Source organism: Antiquaquibacter metalliresistens (genome assembly GCF_029211225.1).
Lineage (GTDB): Bacteria > Actinomycetota > Actinomycetes > Actinomycetales > Microbacteriaceae > Rhodoglobus > Rhodoglobus metalliresistens.
The window spans coordinates 56,828-74,093 of record NZ_JARGEM010000003.1; the positions used below are offsets into that span (position 1 = coordinate 56,828).

General features: G+C 68.8%; 17 protein-coding genes. 6 read left to right on the top strand and 11 right to left on the bottom strand.

The genetic code is table 11. The features are described from left to right. Positions 1-17 precede the first annotated feature (17 nt). From PYV02_RS05845 to PYV02_RS05855, 3 genes are read right to left on the bottom strand one after another with little or no spacing between them, the layout of a single operon-like run. Positions 18-1,220, bottom strand: coding sequence for an acyl-CoA dehydrogenase family protein (locus PYV02_RS05845; protein ID WP_275757119.1), 1,203 nt, complete (start codon positions 1,218-1,220; stop codon positions 18-20). A gap of 2 nt (positions 1,221-1,222) precedes the next feature. Beyond that, positions 1,223-2,281, bottom strand: a complete 1,059-nt coding sequence (locus PYV02_RS05850; protein WP_275757121.1) for a phosphotransferase family protein — start codon at positions 2,279-2,281, stop codon at positions 1,223-1,225. Then, positions 2,278-3,156, bottom strand: a complete 879-nt coding sequence (locus PYV02_RS05855; protein ID WP_275757123.1) for an aldo/keto reductase — start codon at positions 3,154-3,156, stop codon at positions 2,278-2,280. Before PYV02_RS05855 ends, PYV02_RS05850 begins: the two co-directional genes overlap by 4 nt. A gap of 96 nt (positions 3,157-3,252) precedes the next feature. On the opposite strand from PYV02_RS05855, the gene PYV02_RS05860 reads away from it, so the two are divergent. Both PYV02_RS05860 and PYV02_RS05865 read left to right on the top strand, forming a co-directional pair. Further along, a complete protein-coding gene (locus PYV02_RS05860; RefSeq protein WP_275757125.1) occupies positions 3,253-5,913 on the top strand; it encodes an alpha-L-rhamnosidase in 2,661 nt (886 codons plus the stop codon). Positions 5,914-5,924: 11 nt separating this feature from the next. Beyond that, positions 5,925-6,398 (top strand): acyl-CoA thioesterase, encoded by a 474-nt coding sequence (locus PYV02_RS05865; RefSeq protein ID WP_275757127.1) that lies wholly within the window; start codon positions 5,925-5,927, stop codon positions 6,396-6,398. 9 nt (positions 6,399-6,407) lie between these two features. Here PYV02_RS05865 and PYV02_RS05870 read toward each other — a convergent pair whose 3' ends face one another. Beyond that, entirely contained in the window at positions 6,408-7,277 is an 870-nt protein-coding gene (locus PYV02_RS05870) for an acyl-CoA thioesterase (RefSeq protein WP_275757129.1), read from the bottom strand. Between the two features lie 21 nt (positions 7,278-7,298). On the opposite strand from PYV02_RS05870, the gene PYV02_RS05875 reads away from it, so the two are divergent. Continuing rightward, positions 7,299-7,979, top strand: coding sequence for a DUF8185 domain-containing protein (locus tag PYV02_RS05875; RefSeq protein ID WP_275757131.1), 681 nt, complete (start codon positions 7,299-7,301; stop codon positions 7,977-7,979). Positions 7,980-8,125: 146 nt separating this feature from the next. After that, positions 8,126-8,296, top strand: a complete 171-nt coding sequence (locus PYV02_RS05880) for a hypothetical protein (protein ID WP_275757133.1) — start codon at positions 8,126-8,128, stop codon at positions 8,294-8,296. Here the strand turns inward: PYV02_RS05880 and PYV02_RS05885 are convergent. From PYV02_RS05885 to PYV02_RS05900, 4 genes are read right to left on the bottom strand one after another with little or no spacing between them, the layout of a single operon-like run. After that, positions 8,293-8,910, bottom strand: coding sequence for a DUF2510 domain-containing protein (locus PYV02_RS05885; RefSeq protein WP_275757135.1), 618 nt, complete (start codon positions 8,908-8,910; stop codon positions 8,293-8,295). The genes PYV02_RS05880 and PYV02_RS05885 overlap by 4 nt on opposite strands. A 23-nt stretch (positions 8,911-8,933) precedes the next feature. Next, positions 8,934-10,589: an FAD-binding dehydrogenase gene (locus tag PYV02_RS05890; RefSeq protein WP_275757136.1), complete on the bottom strand. Its 1,656-nt coding sequence runs from the start codon at positions 10,587-10,589 to the stop codon at positions 8,934-8,936. A gap of 27 nt (positions 10,590-10,616) precedes the next feature. Then, positions 10,617-11,327 (bottom strand): META domain-containing protein, encoded by a 711-nt coding sequence (locus PYV02_RS05895; RefSeq protein ID WP_275757138.1) that lies wholly within the window; start codon positions 11,325-11,327, stop codon positions 10,617-10,619. Between the two features lie 24 nt (positions 11,328-11,351). Next, positions 11,352-11,711, bottom strand: a complete 360-nt coding sequence (locus PYV02_RS05900; protein ID WP_275757939.1) for a winged helix-turn-helix transcriptional regulator — start codon at positions 11,709-11,711, stop codon at positions 11,352-11,354. Positions 11,712-11,857: 146 nt separating this feature from the next. On the opposite strand from PYV02_RS05900, the gene PYV02_RS05905 reads away from it, so the two are divergent. Then, complete coding sequence (locus PYV02_RS05905; protein WP_275757141.1) at positions 11,858-12,715, top strand: SDR family oxidoreductase; 858 nt, start codon at positions 11,858-11,860, stop codon at positions 12,713-12,715. Between the two features lie 4 nt (positions 12,716-12,719). Here the strand turns inward: PYV02_RS05905 and PYV02_RS05910 are convergent, their stop codons facing one another. Beyond that, a complete protein-coding gene (locus PYV02_RS05910) occupies positions 12,720-13,142 on the bottom strand; it encodes a globin (RefSeq protein WP_275757143.1) in 423 nt (140 codons plus the stop codon). Next, complete coding sequence (locus PYV02_RS05915) at positions 13,139-14,128, bottom strand: mechanosensitive ion channel family protein (RefSeq protein ID WP_275757145.1); 990 nt, start codon at positions 14,126-14,128, stop codon at positions 13,139-13,141. The genes PYV02_RS05910 and PYV02_RS05915 overlap by 4 nt, the downstream gene beginning before the upstream one ends. Before the next feature lie 60 nt (positions 14,129-14,188). Here PYV02_RS05915 and PYV02_RS05920 point away from each other — a divergent pair, with 60 nt between their 5' ends. Beyond that, on the top strand, positions 14,189-14,680 hold the full coding sequence (locus PYV02_RS05920) for a GNAT family N-acetyltransferase (RefSeq protein ID WP_275757147.1): 492 nt from the start codon (positions 14,189-14,191) through the stop codon (positions 14,678-14,680). A gap of 31 nt (positions 14,681-14,711) precedes the next feature. Here the strand turns inward: PYV02_RS05920 and pepN are convergent, their stop codons facing one another. Then, positions 14,712-17,252 carry an aminopeptidase N gene (gene pepN, locus PYV02_RS05925; protein ID WP_275757149.1) on the bottom strand — a complete coding sequence of 847 codons (2,541 nt, stop codon included), beginning with the start codon at positions 17,250-17,252 and terminating at the stop codon, positions 14,712-14,714. Positions 17,253-17,266: the final 14 nt, after the last annotated feature.

The following is a 17,266-nucleotide window of genomic DNA, read 5'->3' on the forward strand; positions in this document are numbered from 1 at the left end:
CATCGTGCTGTGCGCTGCTATCGCCGCAACTGAGCCTTGCCGTATGCGGAGAGATGCACCTCGTCCGGACCGTCGATGATCCGCATCGTGCGGATGGAGGCGAACATCTCCGCGAGCGGGAAGTCCGAGGACACGCCGGCGGCCCCGAAGAGCTGGATGGCGCGGTCCATGATCGACTGCACCGCGCGAGGCACCGAGATCTTGATGGCCTGGATCGCGGAGTGCGCCGCCTTGTTGCCCTGCGTGTCCATGAGCCACGCGGCCTTGAGCACGAGCAGCCGGTTGGCCTCAATCGCGATGCGCGACTCGGCGAGCCACTCCCGCACGACGCCGTGGTCGCCGAGAGCGCGGCCGAACGTGGCGCGCGACATGGCCCGCTCGCCCATCAGATCCAGGGCGCGCTCGGCGGACCCGAGGGCGCGCATGCAGTGGTGGATGCGGCCCGGTCCGAGCCGCGCCTGGGCGATCGCGAAGCCGTCGCCCTCGCCGGCGAGGCGGTTCGACACCGGCACTCGCACGTCTTCGAAGAGCACTTCGGCATGCCCGCCGTGGTCACGGTCGTCGTAGCCGAAGACGCTGAGGGGACGCACGACGGTGACTCCGGGGGTGTCCCGTGGGACGAGCACTTGGCTCTGTTGGCGATGGCGGTGCGCCTCGGGGTCGGTCTTGCCCATGACGATGAAGATCGCTGCATCCGGACTCATCGCCCCCGTCGTCCACCACTTGCGACCGTTGATGACGTAGTGGTCGCCGTCGCGGCGGATGCTGGTCTGGATGTTGGTGGCGTCGGACGAGGCCACCTCGGGCTCGGTCATGCAGAACGCGGAACGGATGCGCCCGTCGAGCAGCGGCTCGAGCCACTGGCGCTTCTGCTCTTCGGTGCCGAACTCGTCGAGCGCGGCCATGTTGCCGGTGTCGGGTGCTGCGCAGTTCATGGCGATCGGAGCGAGCTTGAGGCTGCGCCCGCTCAACTCGGCGAGCGGTGCGTACTGCAAGTTGCTGAGTCCAGCGCCACCGTCGCCCGGGTGGAACAGGTTCCAGAGGCCGCGGTCGCGTGCACTGCGCTGCAGCTCGCCGACGATCGGCTGAAAACTCCATCGTTCGGGGTTCGCTCGCAGTTGCTCCTCGAGCACGGGCTCGGCCGGGTACACCTCCTCGTCGAGGAATCGCTGCACCTCGCCGATCAGGCGGGTCGTCGTGGCGTCGTATCCGAAGTGCATCGTCAGGCCTTCCGTTTCATCAGGGAGTTGAGGCCGCGCTCGGCGAGTCCGGGCACGAGACCTCCGATCGTGTCGAAGCCGGTACCCACGGTCTGACCTCGGGTGTGGCGGTAGTGGATGCCCTCGAGCACGACGGCGAGTTTGAAGCTCGCGAACGCGAGGTACCACGAGAGGTCGGGTACTCGTCTGGCCCGGCACCGGGCGTAGATATCGACCAGCTCCGGGAAGCTGCTGAAGCCGCCACCCGGTCTGATCGCCGAAGCCAGCGGCGACTCGGCCGCGCCGGGGACGTCATGGAGGTGCCAGTAGACGCCGAGCAGGCCGAGGTCGGTCAGGGAGTCGCCGATGGTCGACATCTCCCAGTCGAGCACGGCAGTCACCACCGGCCGGGCGGGTGTGCGTGCGATGAGGGTGTTGTCGAGACGGTAGTCGCCATGCACGATCGAGACCGAGGTCGTCTCGGGTATCCCGGTCGAAACGCGTTCGAACAGTGCATCGAGGGCGGGGAGGTCGCGGCTGCGTGACTGATCCAGTTGACGCCGCCAGCGGGAGACCTGACGTTCGAGAAACCCGTCGGGACGACCGAACTCGCCGAGGCCGCGCGCCCGCCAGTCGAGGTCGTGGATGTCCGCGAGCACCCCCACGAGTTCCGGGCCGAGCATCCTGAGCTCACGAGGGCTGTACTCCGACGTCTCCGCGGGGGACCGCAGCGTCGATCCCTCGACGAGATCCATCAGGTAGAACTCGGTACCGACGCCGGCCGCGCCATCGTCGTCGTGGTGGAGCAGTCTGGTGCGCGGTACGGGGATGCCGCTGCCGCCGATCGCCGACATCACACGGTATTCGCGTCCCATGTCGTGAGCGGAGGCGAGCACGTGCCCGAGCGGCGGACGACGCAGCACGTATGCGCGCGCGCCCCCGTGGATGGCGTAGCTCAGGTTGCTCAGCCCTCCCGTGATCAGGGTCGCGGTGAGCGGCTCGTCGGTGAGCAGGTGCGGGTGATGCTCGCGCAGCCAGCCTTCGAATCGAGTGATGTCCAGTCCGGGGAGGTCGCGAATCATGTCGTGGTCACGCTTTCGTTCAGGTCGTGCTCGATCGCCGCCACGTCGTCGGCGGCGAGTTTCAGCCGTGCTGCCCGCATCGAGGATGCGAGGCTCTGGGGTCTGCTGGCACCCGTCAGGGCGATGAGGGTGGGGGATTGCGCGAGCAGCCACGCGAGCATCACGGTCTCGATGCTCTCGCCGCGCTCGGTCGCGATGCGTCGTGCGGTGGCAGAGATGTCGATCAGCGGCGCAGGGCGTCGGGCGCCGCCGAGGGGGGAGTAGGCCAGGAACGGTATGGACTCGGCGGTGCACAACTCGAGTACGGCGCGATCGCCGCCGTAGGGGGAGAACGGGTTCTGCACCGCGTCGATGGAGCTCTCGTCGCGAGCGGCGCCCAACTGCTCGATCGTCACGTTGCACACCCCGATCGCGCGCACGGCTCCGTCGTCGCGCAGTTGCGCGAGGGCTCCCACGCTCTCCGCGATCGGCACCTGGGGATCGGGATGGTGCAGAAAGTACAGGTCTATCGCGTCGACACCGAGTGCACGCAAGCTCGCCTCGCAGTCTCGGCGCAGGGCGTCGGGGCTGGCATCGATGCCCCAGCCGTCGGGGCCGCGGAAGTGTCCGCCCTTCGTGCCGACGATCACTCCGTCGCGGAGGCCCAGGCGGTCGAGAGCGCGTGCGATGATCGTTTCGTTGTGGGCCTCTTCAGCAACCGCGGTGTAGGCGCGTGCGGTGTCGAGATAGGTGGCGGTGCCCTCGCCGCAGGCGAAGTCGATGATCTCGCACACCCGCTCGAGGGAGTACGGTTCGGCGATCGACCAGCGAGCACCTCCGAGCGCGATCCGTGAGACCGATCGATCGGCGAGCGCCGCCATCGCTTCATCACGCATGTCATATATGTTGCCAGAATTTGCTCCCCTATACTCGTGAAATCGCGCAGTTTGCGTCAACTTATCGGATGAGTGCCGAGATTCGAAGGAGAACCGGTGTCCAGCACAACTGAGAGCACAGTCGAGATCGCGCTGGCCGCGTCGCACCGCAGACAGCCGCTCGGCATCCCGGCACATCGAGGTGTGATGCTGTCGTGGAGCATCTCGGGTGAGTTCGCGCTCGATCGTGCACGAGGGGTCGACGTTCGCGTCGGCGAGACGGCCGAGAAGCTCGACGACGATCCGGTGTGGTCGGTGTCCGGAGTGCAGTCGTCGAGCGTTCGATACGGCGGACTCGAACTGCGCTCGCGAGACGTGCGCTACTGGCAGGTCACCGCGTACGCGGTCGACGGCACGGCGTTCCGCAGTGAGGTCGCCCGCTTCGAGGTCGGCCTCGAGGACGAGTCGGACTGGAGCGCGACATGGGTCTCGGCGCCGCTGCTCGAATTCCGGCGGGAGACCTGGGATCCTGCGCCGCTGCTGCGTCAGCGCTTCGAGCTCGATGCACTCCCCACCGCGGCGCGCCTCTACGCGACGGCACTGGGGATCTACCGGCTGTGGATCAACGGTGTACCGATCACCCACGACGCCCTCTTTCGCCCGGGGTGGACGGACTATCGCTACCGAGTGCTGCACCAGACGTTCGACGTCGCGAGTGCCCTGCGCCTGGGCGAGAACGTCGTCGCGGTCGAACTCGCGAAAGGCTGGTACGCCGGACGCCTCGGTCTGCAACGGGAGCCCGCGTTCTACGGCGAGCAGCCGGCGCTGCGCCTGCAACTCGAGGCCGACGGTGCAGTGGTCGCGGCCACGGATGCCCAGTGGCGCTACTCCTACGGTGCGATCGTCGCGACCGACATGCTCGTCGGCGAGACGCAGGACCTCCGGCAGGCGCAGCCGGGGTGGGATGCCCCCGGCTTCGACGATCTCGCCTGGCGCAACGTGACTGAGCGCGCGGACCTGGACGTCGCCGTCACGCCGCAACCGCACGATCCGGTCACGACGTACCGCGAGATCGAGGGCACCCTGGTGCGGGCCCACGCCCGCGGTCCCGCGGTCTACGACTTCGGTCAGAACATGGTCGGGTGGACGCGGGTGCGCAGTCGCACGTTGCCGAAGGCCGACGTGATCGTGCGTCACGGCGAGATCCTCACTCCAGACGACCTCGTGTGGCGCGACAACCTGCGCGGTGCGTTCCAGGAGGATCGCTACACGACCGGGGACGATGCGATGCACGTGCTCGAACCGCGCCACACCCTCCACGGCTTCCGGTTCGCCGAGGTGTGGGGCATCGCGCCCAAGGAGCCCTATCTCGCGCTCGAAGTGCCGGACGACGTGCGTGTCACCGCCATCGCGGTGGGCGGTGGGCAGCGCGCGGTCGGGTCGTTCGAGTGCTCGGATGCGGCACTCACCTCAGTCGCGAGCCTCGTCGAGTGGACCGTTCGAGACAACTTCATCGAGGTGATCACCGACTGTCCCCAACGCGACGAGCGTCTCGGCTGGCTCGGCGACGCGGGGGTCATCGCACAGTCGGCGGCCTACCACTTCGACATCGCCGCCTTCGTCGCGAAGTTCACCAGGGACGCGGCGGACTCGCAGACCGAGGACGGCGCCATCCTCTCCTACGTGCCGCCCGTGCCGCCCGGGACGTTTCGCGAGGGTGCGCCGGGGTGGGCGGACGGGTACGTGCGGCTCGTGCACCTCGCAGCGCAGCGCTACGGAGACCTCGCGACGGCCGAGGAGCACTACGACCACATCGCTCGCTATCTGAAGTGGGTCGATGATGCGAACCCGAGTGGCATCCGTACCGAACGGGTCGGTGCCGACTTCTCCGATTGGCTCTCGCTGCCGGAGGATCCGAACGAACCGCCGCACCCCGGATACGCCTACACGGGTGCCCGCTCGACGAGCTCGAAGCGCGTCGTCGCCACCGCGCACACCATCCGGTCGCTCGACCAGTTCGCCGACATCGCGCGACGGCTGGGGCGCCACGAGGATGCCGCGCGCTACAGCGCACGCGCCGACGAGGTGAGGGCGGCCTATGCCGCGGCCTTCGTCGACGCCCGGGGACGCATCGAGGGCGACACGCAGACCGTGTACGCCCAGGCGATCGGCTACGACGTGCTGCGGGGCGACCTCAGAGCACGGGCCGTGGCGCGGTTGGCCGAAAAGGTGCGGGAACTGGGCCACGTGACCACGGGCATCCATGGTGTCGAGCACATCATCCCCGCCCTCGCACGCAACGGCCATGCCGACCTCGCCGCCGGGTTGCTGCTGCGCGAGGAGATGCCGAGTTGGAAGCACATGGTGGCGATGGGGGCCACCACCGTCTGGGAGAAGTGGGACGGCATCGCCGCGGACGGCACGATGTCGACGGCCGAGATGAACTCCTTCAATCACTGCGCGCTCGGCGCGGTCGGGGAGTTCCTGTTCGAGTCGGTTGCCGGTCTCGACGCGCGCGAGGCCGTCCGCGACGGCGTGCTCACCGTCGCACCCCTGTACCTCGACGGGCTCGACTGGGCTCGCGCGCGCCACGAGAGCGCAGCGGGACCGGTGGAGTCGTCGTGGCAGCGCGATGGCGGCGCCGTCGCGCACGAGATCGCGGTGCCCCCCTCGATGGTGGCTCGATATGCGGCCCCCGTTGGGTACCGCCTGTCGGGCGGCGGCGTCGCGGCGGAGTTCGCAGGCGGTCGACACATCGTGAGGCTCGAGCCGGTATAGCCTCGTCTGCGATGACTCGACTCACCATCCCCATGCCCCTGCGTTGGGGCGACCAGGACGCCTACGGACACGTGAACAACGCCACGATGTTCCGACTGCTCGAAGAGGCGCGTATCCGCGCGTTCATCCTCGACGAGGGCGGCTCCGGGCAGTCGCCGATCGCGGCCCTGCCGGCGAGTCCGAGCGCGCAGATCTGGACCCTCATCGGCGGGCAGCAGATCGAGTACCTGCGTCCCGTGCCGTACCTGCGCGATCCGCTTCGCATCGAGCTGTGGCTCGGGCACCTCGGGGGCGCCAGCATCGACATCTGCTACGAGGTGAAGTCCCCGGCCGGGGTGCAGCCCGAGGTCACCTATGCGCGCGCGCTCACGACGCTCGTGCTCGTCGACGCGGACACGGGCCTGCCGCGACGCCTCGACAGCGAGTTGCGCGCGCTCTGGGAGCCATACCTGGAGGCGCCGATCGCCTTCCGCAAGCGGGGGTAGCCGCGGCGCCTAGAAGCCGGGCACCCGCACGGTGATCTCCTGTGCGACGCTCGCGATCAGCACGCCGTCGCGCGTATAGATGCGGCCCTGGCCGAGACCGCGGCCGCCGACAGCGGTGGGCGACTCCTGCACATAGAGCAGCCAGTCATCCACTCGTCCGGGGCGGTGCAGCCACATCGCGTGGTCGAGGCTCGCGACCTTGAGCCCGGGCGTGGCCCACGGCACCCCGTGCCGCCGCAGCACCGACTCTTGGATGCTGAAGTCGCTTGCATAGACGAGGGCGGCCTGGTGCAGGTTGCGGTCGTCCGGCATGGGGCCGACCGTCTTCATCCACACCGCCTGGGTTTCGGTGCGCTCGCCCTCCACCGTCAGGTAGATCGGGGATGGCACGTGCCGCACGTCGAACGAACGCTCCATCGCCCACGCCCGAGCCACCGGGTGCTCGACACCGGCGAGAGCGTCGGCGGTGCTCGGCAGGGTCTCGGGGTCGGGCACGTCGCGCGGCATCTCGACCTGGTGGTCGAGACCGGGGTCGTCGTCTTGGAACGAGGCGATCATCGAGAGGATCGGCAGGCCGGCCTGGTAGGCCTGCGTGCGACGGGTGGAGAACGAGCGGCCGTCATGGATGCGGTCCACGGAGAACGTGATCGGCAGTTCGAGGTCGCCGGGTCGCAGGAAGTAGCCGTGCATGGAGTGCGCGTGCCGTTCGGGGCTGATGGTGCGCTGCGCGGCGACGAGTGCCTGCGCCATCACCTGACCGCCGAAGACGCGGCCGCTGGGCATCGGCTGACTGTGACCGGTGAAGATGTCCTCGCGCGTGCGGGCGCCGGTGTCGGTGAGGTTGAGGGATGCCAGCATCTCGGACAAGGGGTCGGCCATGCCCTGTAGTTTAGGAGACCTATGAGCCGCACCTTCACTCTCGTCGACTCCCTCGCGCTCGGGGATCTGCACGTGTTCCTCGGGCGCGCGATGCGCGTCGAAGACGGGTCGGTGCGCCTGATCGCCGGTTCCGGCGTGCTCGCCGTCTACGTGCCGGTGCTGCTGCCGGCGGGACTGCTCGACGAGTCCCCGACCGTGCTCGGGCTGCGCACCTTCGCGCTGACGAGCCCAGAGGACTTCGACGCCGTAGTGCCGGTGCGGTCACTGCTGGCGCGCGTGGAGGGGTTGCTCGAGGCATCCACGGCGGATGTCGGCGAACCGGTGGTCGTGCGCCTGCCCATGGAGGTCAACACCGTCACCTGGACCTCGATCTCACCGCCGCGTGGCGGCTGGCACCCGCTGCCGACGATCGAGTGGAACGTGCTCGACGCGGCCGCGAAGGCGGGCATCGACGAGGTCGCTTCGGCCGTGCCGGATGGCGCGGGGGAGCAGATCGTGCATCGCGTGCGCACGGAGGTGTGGGGCCGACCGATCGACGGGATGCCGCACGTGCCGGCCGGCGCCGCCTTCGCCGCCCTGAGCCTCGGCTTTCTGCACGAGGGCGACACGGTGTCGATCTACGAGTCCGGGCCGTGGACCCGCGTCACCACCAAGCGCGGCCACGTGCTCATCAAGCGCCGCAACTGGACGATCGCGCGCTGATCGCTGCCCTGTTGTCTGTCGGCCCGCGCTGCGTATCTCCGGTCGGCGCATGCCCGCACGGATTCGGGATATCCCGCACAGACTCCTGACATCCTGCACAGACTCGGGACATCCCGCACAGACTCGGGAGTTCAAGGACGATGTCCTTGAACTCCCGAGTCTGCAGCACCCGGTCGCACCCGGCGCGGGCGGTCGCGGCGGTCGCGGGCGTGATCTCGCGTCGTGACCGCGTGGTCGCGGTGGTGTGGCTCTCCGAACAGACCTGGGTGAACCCGGAGGTGCCTACGACGTCGACGGCCCGGCTGGTGGCCGTCTAGTAGTAGCGACCGGACAAGCCCACGGCCTCGAACACCGCGGAGAAGACCTGCACCATCATGATCGTGGCGACCACGAACGAGAGCACGATCGAGCCGATCGCGGCCCACAGCGTCGCGGTGCCGCCCGTGCCGGTGCGGCGCTTGACGACGACGGAGCGGCCGATCACGTAGACGATCGAAGAGAGGAATGTGAAGGCCCAGTGGAACGGGCGCGGCACGCCAACCTTCTCGAGCTCGCGATAGTCGCGGTAGGAGAAGAACACGCTGAGGCCGTAGGTGATCCAACCGAGCATGACCGTGGCGAGATACCAGGGGGAGAAGAACAGGCCGAGCGTCATCGTGTAGGAGCTCGTCGGGTCCGCGAGTTGGGAGCCGATCAGCCCGCGCCAGTCGATGAAAAGCAGCGGCAGCATGGGCAGCAGCGGCAGCACGATGACGAGCCAGATCCACACGGTGTTCGTCTGCGCGCCTTCGGGGGCTTTCAGCGGTTCCGTCGCGCCGTAGGCGGCTTGGCGGTGCTCGGTCCAGGTGTTGCCATCCCACCAGCGCAGGCCGGCGCCCGCCGGGTCCTGATACCAGCCGGGGGCCGCGGTCGGGGTCGTCGGTTCGCTCATGCCGCGATCCTACCGAGCGAAGCTCAGGACTGCGCCGCCGCCGCGCGCCCAGCGGCCCGTCCGCTGAACAGGCACCCACCGAGGAACGTGCCCTCGAGCGCGCGGTAGCCGTGCATGCCGCCGCCGCCGAAACCGCTCGCCTCACCCGCCGCGTACAGGCCGGGGATCGGCTTGCCCGCCGCGTCGAGCGCGCGCGCCTGAAGGTCGGTCTGGATGCCGCCGAGGGTCTTGCGGGTCAGCACGTGCAGGCGCACGGCGATGAGCGGTCCCGCCTTCGGATCCAGCAGCCGGTGCGGCTTGGCCACCCGGATGAGCTTGTCGCCGCGGTAGTGGCGCGCCTGCCGGATGGCGTTGATCTGGGCATCCTTGGCGAAGTCGTTGGTGAGCTGGCCGTCGCGCGCCGCGACCTCGTGGCGCACCCGCTCGGCGTCGATCGGCACCTCGGGCGTCAGCGACTGCATCCCCGCGATGAGTTCATCGAGGGTGTCGGCGACGACGAAGTCGGCCCCGTCGGACTTGAACTTCTCGACCGGGCCCGTCGCACCCTTGCCGAGGCGCTGCTTGAGCAGTTCGCGCACGCTCTTGCCCGTGAGATCCGGGTTCTGCTCGCTGCCGGAGAGGGCGAACTCCTTCTCGATGATCGCCTGGGTGAGCACGAACCAGGTGTGGTCGTGGCCGCTGTGCCGGATGTGCTGCATCGTCGCGACGGTGTCGAAGCCGGGGAACAGTGGCGGCGGCAGGCGGTGGCCCGTGGCATCCAGCCACAGGCTCGACGGGCCGGGGAGGATGCGGATGCCGTGGTGCGGCCAGACCGGCGAGTGGTTCTCGACACCCTCCGTGTAGGCCCACATGCGGTCGAGGTTGATGAGTTCGGCGCCGGCCTTCTCGGTGATGCGCAGCATGCGGCCGTCGGTGCTCGCAGGCACCCCGCTGAGCATGCGCTTCGGTGCAGTGCCCCAGCGCTCTGGCCACCACTCGCGCACGAGGTCGAAGTTGCCGCCGATGCCACCGGAGGTGACGATCGTCGCCCCCGCGCGCACCTCGAAGTAGCCAACGGCGTCGCGGTTGCTGGCGGCGCCGCGCTCGGCGGCATCCTGGGCGAGCACCGTGCCGCGGGCGCCGACGACCGCCCCGCCCTCGACGATGAGCTCGTCCACGCGGTGGCGGAACAGGAAGGTCACGAGCCCGCGCTCGACGCCCTCGCGCACCGCGGCCTCGAAGGGAGCGACGATGCCGGGGCCGGTGCCCCACGTGATGTGGAAGCGCGGCACCGAGTTGCCGTGGCCGGTCGCGAGCGACCCGCCGCGTTCGGCCCAGCCGACCACGGGGAAGAAGCCGACGCCGCGCTCGCGCAGCCAGGCGCGCTTCTCGCCGGCGGCGAAGTCGAGGTAGGCCTGCGCCCAACGCCTGGGCCAGGCATCCTCGTCGCGGTCGAAGGCGGCGCTGCCGAACCAGTCCTCGCGGGCCAGCTCGAAGGAGTCTTTGATGCCCATGCGGCGCTGCTCGGGGGAGTCGATGAAGAACAGCCCTCCGAACGACCACCACGCCTGACCGCCGAGGCTCGCCTCCGGCTCCTGGTCGATCACCGTCACGTGCTTGCCCGCCGCGACGAGTTCGGCGGCGGCGACGAGACCGGAGAGTCCCGCCCCGATCACGATGGCGTCAGTGCTGGTGGGCACGCTCGTTCTCCTTCGAACAGTCTGGGATCAGCGACCGATGAGTTGGCCGAGCACGGTGCCGTCCTCGGCCTGCAGCGTCATGACACCCGCCGCCACGCGACCGAGCACGGCCTTGCTCAGCCACTGGTCGACACCCTCGCACGCCATGCGCGTGATGGCGCCGGGTTCGAAGATCGTCGCGTCGTCATCGGCCGTCGACCAGGTGCCGCTGAACGTGTTGCAGCCGTCGTTGCCCGTGTAGGTGCGGTCGACGCTGATCGACAGGAACGGGGCATCCGGCGTCATCGATTCGACCCAGTAGCCGACCGGGTAGCCCTGCGGGCCGATCAGCGGGTCGGTGGTGCGCACCAGCTCGGTGGTCGTCGAGTCGTGCGAACTGTGGATGACGAGCGTGTCGCCGTCGACCTCGACGCGGTCGGCCATCGTCACCGCGAGGGGCAGCTGGGCCCCCTCGCAGTACATGAGCGTCTGCGGACCCGACGTCGTGGTGATCGCGCCGCCGTCGCCGAGCTCCCACGTGCCCTGCACCCGGTTGCAGCCGTCGGAAGCGGTCCACGTGTTGTCTTGCACGAAGGCGATGAAGGGCTGCTCGGGGGAGTCGAAGGTCTCGTCGAGGGTCCAGGTGCCGACCAATTCACCGGGGTGCGGAGTGGGAGCCGGCGACGGCGCCGAGCAACCGGCGACCAGCAGCGCCGTGCCAAGGGTCGCGACGAGGCCGAGGACTCGCAACTTCGACATGGTGTGCCTCCTGGATCGACGCGGTCAGTCTAGCGACGCGGCAATCGCGGTTGGGAGCCCGGTTCGCGGTCGCTGCGACGGGGTGAGGATCTCGTCGGCGTTCGCGGCGATCCAGTCCATGAGCGGCAGCAGGCGCTCCGCCAGTTCGCGGCCGCGGTCGGTGAGGCTGTAGTCGACCCGCGGCGGGATGGTCGCGTGGGCGTCCCGATGCACGAAGCCGTCGGTCTCGAGCACGCGCAGGGTCTGCGCGAGCATCTTCTCGCTGATGCCCTCGACCACGCGCCGCAGCTCGCCCCAGCGCAGCGTGCGCTGGGAGAGCGCGATGATCACGAGCACACCCCATTTGCTCGTCACGTGATCGAGCACGGTGCGGCTCGGGCACATCGCCGGCAGGATTCCGTCGGTGAACCCGTGCAACCGATCATTTCTTTCCTGCACGTCAGTAGCTTACCGAAAGGTGGGTACGGTGTTGCGGGAAGAGATGGCGGTTGGCGCCGGTTGCTCCCGAGGATCGAATCGAAAGGATCACCATGACCATCGTCATCACGGGCGCCACCGGCCACCTGGGCCGTCTCATCGTCGAAGCACTGCTGCGCGAGGGCACCCCCGCATCCGAGATCGTCGCCACCGGTCGCGACGTCGAGCAGCTCTCCGAGTTGCAGGCGAGGGGTGTACGCGTCGCGCGCGCCGACTATTCCGACCCCGAGTCGCTGCGCACCGCGTTCGCCGGTGCCGACACGCTCATGCTCGTCTCGGGCACGGAGTTCGGCAGGCGCGCCGAACAGCATGCCGCCGCTATCGACGCGGCGCGCGCCGCGGGCATCCAGCGCATCGTGTACACGAGCGCGCCGGGCGCCACCACGAGCGCGCTCGTGCTCGCCCCGGAGCACAAGGCCACGGAGGAGTACTTGGCCGCCTCCGGCATCCCGTTCACGATCCTGCGCAACAACTGGTACACCGAGAACTACGTGCAGACCGCGCGTCAGGCCGCCGAGTCGGGGGTCATCGTCGCGAGCGTCGGCGACGGTCGCGTCGCGAGCGCTTCGCGCCGGGACTACGCGGATGCCGCAGCCGCCGTGCTGACCGGCACCGGCCACGACGGCCGCACCTACGAGCTCTCCGGCGACGTGGCCTGGGACTACACGCAGCTTGCCGCGACCCTCACCGAGCTGCTCGGGCGCCCCGTCGCGTACACGCCCGTCTCGTCCGAGGAGCACCTCGAGATCCTGCGGCAGGCCGGACTCGACGAGGGCACCGCGGGCTTCGTCGTGGCCCTCGACGCGAACACGCGCGACGGCCTGCTCGCGAGCACCTCGGGTGAGCTGCGCGAGCTGATCGGGCGCCCGACGACGCCGCTCAAGGAGGGACTGGCCGCCGCGCTCGCCTAGCGGTCTACTCCTCGAAGGTGTTGACCATGGCGTGGGCGGCGCGGTCGAGGTAGTCCCACAGCATCGCCTCCTGCAGCGGCGCCAGCTCGAGGGTGTCGACGGCGGCGCGCATGTGCTTCAGCCAGCGGTCGCGAGCGTCGGGGTTGACCTTGAACGGCTGGTGTCGCATCCGCAACCGCGGGTGGCCGCGCTGCTCGCTGTAGGTGCCGGGCCCGCCCCAGTACTGCTCGAGAAAGCCGGTCAGGCGCTGGATCGCACCCTCGAGGTCCTGCTCCGGATACATCGGCAGCAGCACCTCGTCGGTGCGGACGCCCTCGTAGAAGGCGCGGACGAGCTTCTCGAACGTGGGTCGGCCGCCGACCTGCTGCCAGAAGCTGCCGCCGACGGGCTCGCCGCCCTGGCCCATGCGCAGGGTGAGGTTGCTCATGACTTCGCTCCTTCGGGTGGCGGCGGTTTGGGTCGTCTCGTCGGTTGCGCCCGAGAGCTGCGCAGGCCGGCGGCGCTGTCGAATCCGCTCAGCACGATCGAGTTGAGGGCGGGCAGACGCACGCCCATCTCGTCGAGGGCCTTCTTGAGGCGCATCCGCAGTTCGCGGGCCACGTCATCCTTCGCCGTCGACCTGGTCTTGACCACGAGCCGCACGACGATCGCCTCGGCCGAGATCGACTCGATGCCCCACAGCGCGGGCTTCTCGATGATGCGGTTGCGCCACTTGGGCGCCTCGGAGAGCTCGGTGGCGACCTCGAGGATGCGCTCCTGGATCGCGTCGATGTCGGCGTCGTAGGGCACCGCGAGGTCGATGATCGCGCGTGCCCAGCCGTGCGACATGTTGCCCAGCCGCAGGATCTCGCCGTTGCGCACGAACCACAGCGTGCCGTTGACGTCGCGCACCTGGGTGATGCGGATGCCGACATCCTCCACGACGCCGGTCGCGGGCCCCAGGTCGACGACGTCGCCGATGCCGAGCTGGTCTTCGCCGACCATGAAGATGCCGTTGAGCACGTCCTTGACGATGTTCTGCGCGCCGAAACCCAGTCCGGCGCCGACGGCGGCGGTGATGAGGGCGAAGGCGCCCGTCGCGTCAGGGACGACGACATAGAAGATCAGCAGCACCGCGATGATGACGATCACCGCCGTGGTGGCGTTGCCGAAGACGCTGCCCAGCGAACGTGTGCGCTGCACTATGCGCACCGCCGCGAGCGGGGACGCCGAGAGCTCGCGCGTGTCATCGACGTTGTGCTTCTTCTTCACACCGTTGACTACGCGATTGACGACGCGACGGATGATGCGCAGCAGTATCCAGCGCAGCACGATCGCGCCGAGGATGATCGCGATCACGGTGAGCGGGACCTCGAAGATCCCGATGAAGGCGCCGACACCGCCCCAGAACGCAACCCAGTCGAATCCATCCATCGTGCCGCAAGCCTAGCGAGCGTCGCCTCGTCGTCCGCTGTGCGCGGCTAGCATCGTCGGATGATCCGCTCCCTGACCCCCGCCGACCTCGACCGGCTCGTCGAACTCAACAACGCAGCGGTGCCCGCGGTCAGCGAGACGGATGCCGCGGGCATGCAGCGCCTGCTCGCCCTCTCGCACCTCGCCCTCGCGATTGCTGACGACACCGACACCGTGATCGCGTTCGCGCTGCTCATGACCCCGGGCGTCGATTACGACAGCGAGAACTACCGCTACTTCGAGCGGCGCGGCGGCGAGTTCCTCTACGTCGACCGCATCGTGGTAGCCGACTCGGCCCGCAACCGCGGCCTCGGTGCCGATCTCTACCGCGCCGTGTTCGACGCGGCCCGTGCCGAGGGCCGCGTCGAGGTCACGTGCGAAGTGAACGTGGATCCGCCGAATCCGGGGTCGCTGCGCTTCCATGGCCGCCTCGGGTTCACGGAGGTGGGGCGGCAGGTGACGAAGGGCGGCTCGGTCACCGTGGCGTTGCTCGCGGCATCCGTCACGCGATAGCGGGGCCGCCAGCTCGGCGACCCCGACACCGTCAGTGCAGGTCGCGCTCGCGGGCCTTCAGCGCACGCTCGACGCCGGCAAGTTCCTCGATCACCAGGCGCCGCAGCGCCGGGTTCTCGGGGTTCGCCGCCAGCCACGCCTTCGCGCGCTCCACGAGCTCCGCTGACGCGAGCGCCGCGGGGAAGAAGCCGACGATCACGTATTCGGCGATCTTGTAGCTGCGCTCCTTCCAGATGCGCGTGAGGTTCTCGAAGTAGGGCTCGACGAGGTCGGCGAAGGCCTCCGGTTCGTTGAAGTGCTGGAAGCCGATGCCCATGTTGCGCAGCACCGTGTTCGGGATGCTGTCGTCGTTCAGCGCCGTCTCGAGCGCGGCGCGCTTGCCGGCCGCGGTCGGGATGGTGGCGCGCGCCCGCGCGGCGGCCTGCTGGCCGTTGGCGGTGTTGTCGTTGGCCAGGGATGCGGCGATCTCCGCCTCACCCGCCCTGCCGGTGAGCACGAGCCCGTCGAGCAGCTCCCACGACAGGTCGGTGTCGATCTCGAGGCCGTCGAGCGTCACCGAACCGTCGAGCAGCCCCTGCAGGGTGGCGGCGTGATCGTCGGTGGAGGCGATGTTCGCGAAGAACTTCACGAACTGGAACTGCGCGTCCGAGCCCGCGGCGGCGCCCTGGGCGAGAATCCACAGGCCGTCGCCGATCGCCTCGATGGTCTCGTCGCGGCGCTGGCCGGCGACGTAGTAGCGCGCGGCGGTGGTCAGCTGCGTGAGGGTCGTGCGCAGCGTGGTGGACTCGGTCTCGGATCCGATGTTGTTCAGCACGAGCTGCACGTAGTCGCTCGGCTTTGTCTCGGCGTCGCGCGTGGCATCCCAGGCCGCACCCCACACCAGGGCGCGGGCCAGCGGGTCGTCGATGTCTTCGAGGTGCTCCATCGCGACCGCCAGCGATGCCTCGTCGAGGCGGATCTTGGCGTAGGCGAGGTCCTCGTCGTTGACCAGCACGAGGTCGGGTCGTTCGAGTCCCACCAGCTGGGGCACCTCGGTGCGCTCGCCGTCGACGTCCAACTCGATGCGGTGGTCGCGCTGAAGCTTGCCGGCGCGCAGGTTGTAGAAGCCGATCGCGAGGCGGTGGGGACGGATGGTGGGGTAGTCGGGGTCGGCAGACTGCAGCACCGCGAACGAGGTGATCGTGCCGTCCTCGGTCGCGCCGATCTCCGGACGCAACGTGTTGACGCCCGCCGTCTCCAGCCACAGCTTGGACCACTCGCTCAGATCGCGACCCGAGGTCACCTCGAGCTCGGCGAGCAGGTCGCGCAGCTCGGTGTTGCCGTACTCGTGCTTGGCGAAGTAGTTCGCGACGCCGAGCATGAACTCCGGCAGCCCGACCCACGCGACGAGCTGCTTGAGCACCGATCCGCCCTTGGCGTAGGTGATGCCGTCGAAGTTCACCTGCACGTCTTCGAGGTCGTTGATGGTCGCGACGACGGGGTGTGTGGAGGGCAGCTGGTCCTGCTTGTAGGCCCAGCTCTTCTCCATGGCCTGGAACGTGGTCCACGCCTCATTCCACTCGGTCGCCTCGGCGGTCGCGAGCGTCGATGCCCACTCCGCGAACGACTCGTTGAGCCACAGGTCGTTCCACCACTTCATGGTCACCAGGTCGCCGAACCACATGTGCGCGAGTTCGTGCAGGATCGTGACGACGCGACGTTCCTTGATCGCGTCGGTGACCTTGGAACGGAACACGTAGGTCTCGGTGAAGGTGATCGCACCCGCGTTCTCCATCGCACCGGCGTTGAACTCGGGCACGAAGAGCTGGTCGTACTTCTCGAACGGGTACGGGTAGGCGAAGTGCTTCTCATAGAACTCGAAGCCCTGCTTGGTCTTCTCGAAGATGTAGTCGGCGTCCAGGTACTGGCTCAGCGACTTGCGCGAATAGATGCCGAGCGGGATGACCCGCCCATCGCTGCTCGCCAACTCGTCGCGCACCACGGCATACGGCCCGGCCACGAGCGCCGTGACATAGCTGGAGAGCACCGGCGTGGGAGCGAACACCCACGTGGCCTCGTCCCCGTCGACCTCGGGCTCGGGCGTCGGCTGGTTGCTCACGACCTGCCACGCGGCGGGCGCCTTCACCGTGAACTGGAACGTCGCCTTGAGGTCGGGCTGCTCGAACACCGCGAACACGCGGCGGGAGTCCGGAACCTCGAACTGCGAGTAGAGGTACACCTCGCCGTCGACTGGGTCGACGAAGCGGTGCAGGCCTTCGCCCGTGTTCGTGTACATGGCATCCGCCACGACGACCAGCTCGTTCTCGGCGGCGAGGTCGTGCAGCTGGATGCGAATGCCGTCGCTGACCTCGCGCGGGTCGAGCGGCAGGCCGTTCAGGGTCACCGCGTGCACGGACTTGGTGATCGCGTCGATGAAGGTCGAGGTGCCCTTCGTCGCGGAGAAGCGCACGGTGGTCGTGCTCGCGAACGTCTCCGCACCCGTGGTCAGGTCGAGGTCGATCTCGTAGCTGTGGACGTCGATGAGCGCCTTGCGCTCCTGGGCCTCTGCTCTTGTGAGGTTCTCACCGGGCACTGCGCACTCCTTCG